Genomic DNA, 6590 nt, shown 5'->3' with positions numbered 1-6590 from the left:
CGGCGTGACGACGGGGGCCGTCTCGGGCGTCGTCGCCTTCATGACCGCCGGCGACTCCCCCGCGCTCGCCTCGTTCATCAAGTACGTCACGCAGCCCGCGGGGCAGATCTTCCTCCGCCTCCTCTTCATGCTCGTCGTCCCGCTGATCTTCTCGGCCCTCGCGCTGGGGGTGGCGGGCCTCGGGGACATGAAGAGCCTCGGGCGCATCGGGCTGAAGATGCTCGCCTACACCGCGATCGTCTCGACCATCGCCGTCTTTCTGGGCGTCTTCCTCGTCAACATCCTCCGCCCCGGCGAGGGGATGTCGGACGAGATGCGGGCCCGGCTGACCGCGGGGGCGGCGCAGCGGGCGGCCATGGTCGCCGGCGGCACCGCGCCGAAGACAGGCCTCGAGCTGATGATTCAGATCGTCCCCGACAACCCGCTGAAGGCGGCCGCGGGGGGCGACATGCTCGCGGTGATGTTCTTCTCGCTCATGATCGGCGTCGGGCTCTCGCTGACGCGCACCGACGCGGCGCGGAAGTTCGAGGACGCGCTCCAGGGGCTCTACGACGTGACGATGCGCCTCATCGGCTTCGTCATCTCGCTGGCCCCGTACGGCGTCGCGGCCCTCCTCTTCACGCTGACGGCGCAGCTCGGCTACGAGATCCTCGGGCAGCTCGCGCGGTACGTCTTCGTCGTGGTCCTCGCGCTCGCCATCCACCAGTTCGTCGTCTACTCGGCGGCCGTGAAGCTCGTGGGGAGGATGAGCCCCGTCTTCTTCTTCAAGGGGATCGAGGAGGCGATGCTGACCGCCTTCTCGACGGCGTCGAGCAACGCGACGCTCCCGACCGCGCTGAAGGTGGCCGAGGAGAACCTGAAGCTGCCCCCGACGGTGAGCCGCTTCGTCCTCACGATCGGCTCGACGGCGAACCAGAACGGCACGGCGCTCTTCGAGGGGGTGACGGTCCTCTTCCTCGCGCAGTTCTACGGCGTGCCCCTCTCGCTCGGGCAGCAGGCGATGGTCGTCCTCATCTGCGTCCTCGGCGGCATCGGCACCGCCGGCGTCCCGGCCGGCTCGATCCCCGTCGTCGCGATGATCCTGGGCATGGTCGGAGTCCCCGGCGAGGGGATCGGGCTGATCCTGGGGGTCGATCGCTTCCTCGACATGTGCCGCACGACGCTGAACGTGACCGGCGATCTCGCCGCCGCCGTCGTCGTCTCGCGAGGGGAACCCGGCGCGCCGACATAGGGGCGATGGTCAACACCGCGTCGCGGGAGCGTGCGGGACGAGCCCGGGTACCCGTTCGGGCGCTGGCGCCTCCTGCAATCAAACGATGCCGGCGCCGCCGGTACGGGTGGGCGAGCAAGCCACGAGCGGCGCGAGCCGGCGAGCGCCTGTTCGCGAGGTGAGGCGGCGCTGTTGGCCGCCGAGGGAGGCCGAGCGCGATTACTTCACGCGCGGAGGCCGACTTCCGCGACGCGGTGTTGACCAGCGCCCCACTGACGGGCGGGTTGGCACCGCGGGGGATCGAAGCTAGACTCACTCCCATGCCACTCTACGAGTACACCTGCCGCAAGTGCTCCAAGCGGTTCGAGACGATCGTCTTCGGCTCGAAGAAGCCCTCCTGCCCGAAGTGCGACAGCAAGGACCTCGAGAAGATGATCTCGGTCTTCGCCGTCAGCACGGGAAGCGGAAGGGCCGCCGCGGCGGAAGCCCCGGGGTCGTGCGGCACGTGCGGCGATCCGAGGGGCCCCGGCTCCTGCGACATGGACTGACGGGCCACGCTCCCGGCCCACCCGCAACAGGATGCCCGCCTCATGAGCCTCGCCATCCGCTGCCGCGATCTGCGCAAGACCTACGACGCGAAGCCTCCCGTCGAGGCGGTGCGCGGGCTCGATCTCGAGATCCCCGCCGGCCAGTGCTTCGGGCTCTTGGGGCCGAACGGCGCGGGGAAGACCACCACGGTGGAAATCCTCGAGGGGATCCTCGAGCCGACCGCGGGCGAGGTCGAGGTGCTGGGCCTTCGATGGGGGAAGGACGACCGCGAGCTGAGGCAGCGCATCGGCGTCTCGCTCCAGGAGACGAAGCTCGCCGACAAGCTCACCGTGGAGGAGACCGTGAGGCTCTTCGGCTCTTTCTACCGCAAGGGGCGCCCCGCGACGGAGGTCATGAAGGAGGTCGGCCTCCTCGAGAAACGGAAATCCTGGGTCGTGAACCTCTCGGGCGGCCAGAAGCAGCGCCTCGCCGTCGCCTGCGCCCTCGTCGGCGATCCCGATCTCCTCTTCCTCGACGAGCCGACGACCGGCCTCGACCCCCAGTCGCGCCGCCAGCTCTGGGAGATCATCCGGGACCTTCGGAGCCGCGGCCGGACCATCCTGCTCACGACGCACTACATGGACGAGGCCGAGAGGCTCAGCGATCGCGTGGCGGTGGTCGATCAGGGGAAGGTGATCGCCCTCGGCTCCCCCGCCGAGCTGATCGCCTCCCTCGGCGGCGAGCACGTCGTGGAGTTCGCGGTGAACGGAGGGGCGGCCCGGCCCGAAGCCTCCGCGTTCATGACCCTTCCCTCCGTCAGCGCGGCGCGCGAGGAGGCGGGAGGGTTTCAGCTCACCGTCGGTGAGCCGCACGTCGCGATCCCCGCCCTCCTGAAGCGGCTGACCGACTTGGGCCACGATCTCTCGCGGCTGACGACCCGGCACGCCAGCCTCGAGGACGTCTTCGTCAGCCTCACCGGGAGGCACCTGCGCGATGAGTAGGCCCAACCCCTTTCTCCAGCTCTTCCTCGCCCGGCTCAAGGAGTTCGGCCGGGAGCCCGAGGTCGTCTTCTGGGTCTTCGGCTTCCCGGTCCTCCTGGCGATCGGCCTCGGCGTCGCCTTCCGCAACAAGCCTCCCGACAAGGTCGTGGTCGGCGTCGTGGAATCGGAGGGGGCCGACGGGATCGTGAAGGCCCTTCCCGAGGCGAAGGGGTTCCAGGTCGCGAGGATCGCCGAGGCCGAATCGGGCGACAGGCTCCGTCTCGGCAAGGTCGCGATCGTCGTCGTCCCCGGCGCGTCGTACGAGTACCGCTACGACCCGACGCAGCCCGAAAGCGTCCTCGCGCGCCAGATGGTCCACGACGCGCTCGAGCGCGCCGCCGGCCGCGTCGATCCCGTCGAGATCCGCGAGACGCAGGTCACCGAGCCCGGCGCCCGCTACATCGACTTCCTGATCCCGGGGCTGCTCGGGATGAACATCATGAGCGGCGGGATGTGGGGGGTGGGCTTCGTCATCGTCGAGATGCGATCGCGCCGGCTCATGAAGCGCCTGATCGCGACCCCGATGCGCCGGACCGACTTCCTCGGCGCGATGATGGCGAGCCGGATGGTGCTCGTCTTCCTGGAGCTGGTCCTCATGCTCGTCTTCGGCTGGCTCGTCTTCAGCCTCGTGATCCGCGGATCGCTCTGGCTGATCGCGCTCCTCGCCGTCCTCGGGGCGTTCGTCTTCTCGGGCCTGGGCCTCCTGGTCGCCTCCCGCGCCCGCAAGATCGAGACGGTCTCCGGGCTGATGAACCTCGTCATGCTCCCGATGTTCGTCTTCTCGGGGATCTTCTTCTCCTCCGATCGCTTCCCCGCGGTGATGCAGCCGCTCGTGAAGGCGCTCCCCCTCACCGCGCTGAACGACGCGCTCCGCGCCGCCATCCTCGAGGGGGCCGACCTCCCGTCGCAGCTCGGGCGGATCGCCCTCATGCTCGCGTGGGGGATCCTCTCTTTCGCGGCCGCGCTGAAGCTCTTCAGGTGGACCTGAGGCGCATCGTCAGGTTTCGCCCGCCGCCCTCTTTCCCCGGTCGACGTTCACCGTGAGGAGCAGCAGAAGGCCCGCGACGAAGAAGAAGAGCGTCGAGAGGAGCCCCGCGCGGTGGCTCCCGAAGGCCCACGTCGCCCAGCCGAAGACGAGCGGCCCGAGGATCGCCGAGAACTTCCCCGAGATCGAGAAGAAGCCGAAGAACTCCGCGCTCCTTCCCCGCGGCACGAAGAGCGACATGAGCGATCGGCTCGCGGCCTGACAGGGGCCGAGGACCAGCCCCGCGAGGAGCGCCATCACCCAGAAGAGGGGCTTCGTCGTGATGAAGTATGCCCACCCGACGAGCCCGCACCAGACCAGGAGCGTCAGCACCACCATGCGCGCCGCCCCGATGCGATCCGTGAGGCCCGCGAGGGCCCACGCGCCGAGGAAGGCCGTCGCCTGCACCGCCGCGAAGAGGTAGAGCACCTCCGCGTCGCTGAAGCCCAGGACCGCCGAGGCGAAGACCGGCGAGAAGAAGATCACCGTCTCGATGGCGTCGTTGTAGATGAGAAAGGCGATCAGGTACTTGAAGAGATCCTCGTACTCGCGCACGTGCCTCAAGGTCTCTGAGAGACGGCCGAAGGCGGCGCGGGTCAGCGGCCAGAAGGCGACGCGATCCTGCGGGACGGCCCGCTCCTTCAGCCAGAGGACGATGGGGACGGTGAAGACGGCGAAGAACGCCGCCGTGACGAGGAAGGAGGCCCGGACCGATCCCAGGGTCTCCGGCGCCCACGGCTTGAGGAGGAGCGGGAGGCAGACGGCGAGGCACGCGAGGCCCCCCACGTAACCCCACGCGAAGCCCATCCCGGAGACGCGGCCGACGTTCTCCTCGGTCGTGATCTCGGGGAGGAAGCCGTTGTAGAAGGAGAACGACCCCGCGAAGCCGATGTTCGCGACGATGAAGAGGATCATGGCGAGGGCGACGTCGCCGGGCTTCACGAACCAGAGAGCCGCCGTCGCGGCGACGCAGACCGCGGTGAAGACGACGACGCCACGCTTCTTCGAGGCGGAGAGGTCCGCCATCGCGCCGAGAGGCGGTGACGCGAACCCGACCAGGAGCATCGAGACGGAGATCGCGATCCCCCAGAGGAGGCTCCCGAACTGCGCGTCCCCCACGACGACGAACTGCTGGAAGTAGCGGCTGAAGACGACGGTGGTGACGATCACCGAGAACGAGGAGTTCGCGAAGTCGTAGAGGCACCACGCGAGGATCTCGCGGCGGGAGACGGGCTCGGACGAGTGGGGGGGCGCGCCGCCGGTCACCGCGGCATGCTACGACCTCGGGGGCCCGGATAGAAAGGGAGACGGGGCGGGGAGACCGGGACGCTCGTCGAACCGGGGGCCCGCGCCTACCCCGATTCGCAGGAGACCACCAAGAACTTAGCTCCGCGAACGTCCCGGTACACTCGCCGGTGGCCTCAAGCAGGCCGCCGTGTTCTATCGGCAACGGGGTGGCAACCGACGCGGCGCCGCGTCCTGATCTGCCGGGGAGGGCTCCCGGCCGGATCTCCCTGCGTTGCTCACGGCCCGCCAGGCATCCTGTCGGGTCATCGACCCATCCCCGGATTGTCCGGGACGATGCGTCGGGCCGTTCCCTCGCCGCCATCTCGAGGCCGGCGTCGCCGCTCCGATCCCACCCCTCGATCGTCAAGTTCGAGAGCTCAGGACCCGCCGGGCGCCCCGTTCCGTGTTCGCGCCCGGCAATGGTGATCAATACAAAGTCCGGGCCAACTCGCGCCGTGTCGTCCGCTGAATCGCCGCGCGCAAACCGGTTGCACTGGCGCGGTTTCCGGGCGGAGAGAATTGACGCAGGATTCCGTTGGACGGGGGCGTGCGCGCTGTGGCGCGAGGTGAGGGGGAACTTGCGCTGCGGAGCGGGGCGCGGAGGTCCGGTGCGAACCCCCGCGCCCTTCGATCAGCCTGGCTTCGTCGTCAACTTCGCCTTGCGGGCACGGGGACCTGGACGGGGCCGGACGTCTCGACCGAGAAGGCCGTCCCTTCTGGGAGCTTGAGCTCCTGTCCCTTCTGCGTCGCGGCGACGCCGGTGCCGGCGGCGGCGCCGAGGAGCCCGCCGATCAGCGCCCCCTTCGTGTTCTTGCCGATGATGCGACCGAGGAGCGCGCCCCCCGCGGCCGAGCCGCCGACGACGGCGCCCGTTCGCTTGCCGATCTTCTTTCCCTTCTCGGTGAGCATTCCCGAGATGGCCACCGACTTGCCGTCAGGCAGCGTCAGCTTCGAGAACTCGAGCGAGAGGCTCGCCTGCCCCGTCATCTTCTTCGCCGAGATGGCCTCGGTGACCGTCCCCTCGACGACCGATCCCGCGGGGATCACGTCCTGCCCGCCGATCGTCACCGCATCGGTGAGCTTCGCGTGAAAGGTGTCCCCCACGACGTTCGTCTTGCTCGACAGCGGGTCGACCAGCTCCATCTCGAGGACCGTCCCCGCCGGGACCTCGATCATCTCGGCTTTTGGCGGCGGCGGAGGCCTGTACGCGGTCGCGGTCGGCGCCGGATTCTGCGTGCCGCTCGCGGGCGCCGACGCCGCCGGCGGCGCCGTGGGCCGCGGGCGCGACGCCTGCGGCTGGGACGGGGCCTGCCCCGTCGCCGCCTGCCCCGCCGTCGGCTGCGGGGTCGTCGCCGCCTCCTGCGTCGGGGTCGCGGGGGCCTGGGTCGCCGTCGACGCGGGGACCTCGGTCGGCTGGTTGGTCGCTCCGCCGCAGGCCACGAGGGCGGTGGCCGCAACACATGTGATCGACACCACAAGTATTCTCATGAGTTCTCTCCGA

6 protein-coding genes are annotated in these 6590 nt (G+C 69.6%); 4 read left to right on the top strand and 2 right to left on the bottom strand.

The genetic code is table 11. From position 1 onward, the window contains the following. From HY049_00905 to HY049_00890, 4 genes are all read left to right on the top strand, one after another. Positions 1-1231: dicarboxylate/amino acid:cation symporter (locus HY049_00905; GenBank protein ID MBI3447468.1), on the top strand; the 1231-nt coding region annotated here is incomplete at its 5' end. A gap of 299 nt (positions 1232-1530) precedes the next feature. Further along, entirely contained in the window at positions 1531-1758 is a 228-nt protein-coding gene (locus HY049_00900) for a zinc ribbon domain-containing protein (GenBank protein ID MBI3447467.1), read from the top strand. Between the two features lie 42 nt (positions 1759-1800). Then, positions 1801-2739: an ABC transporter ATP-binding protein gene (locus tag HY049_00895; protein ID MBI3447466.1), complete on the top strand. Its 939-nt coding sequence runs from the start codon at positions 1801-1803 to the stop codon at positions 2737-2739. Beyond that, the gene (locus HY049_00890) at positions 2732-3766 is read left to right on the top strand and encodes an ABC transporter permease (GenBank protein ID MBI3447465.1); all 1035 of its coding nucleotides are present in this window, start codon (positions 2732-2734) and stop codon (positions 3764-3766) included. Before HY049_00895 ends, HY049_00890 begins: the two co-directional genes overlap by 8 nt. A gap of 9 nt (positions 3767-3775) precedes the next feature. On the opposite strand, the gene HY049_00885 is transcribed toward HY049_00890, so the two are convergent. Together HY049_00885 and HY049_00880 are read right to left on the bottom strand one after the other, a co-directional pair. Next, entirely contained in the window at positions 3776-5068 is a 1293-nt protein-coding gene (locus tag HY049_00885) for an MFS transporter (protein ID MBI3447464.1), read from the bottom strand. Positions 5069-5737: 669 nt separating this feature from the next. After that, positions 5738-6577 carry a hypothetical protein gene (locus tag HY049_00880; protein MBI3447463.1) on the bottom strand — a complete coding sequence of 280 codons (840 nt, stop codon included), beginning with the start codon at positions 6575-6577 and terminating at the stop codon, positions 5738-5740. Positions 6578-6590 lie beyond the last annotated feature (13 nt).

Source organism: Acidobacteriota bacterium, from assembly GCA_016195325.1.
GTDB lineage: Bacteria > Acidobacteriota > Polarisedimenticolia > JACPZX01 > JACPZX01 > JACPZX01.
This window is presented reverse-complemented; position numbering and strand designations above follow the sequence as displayed.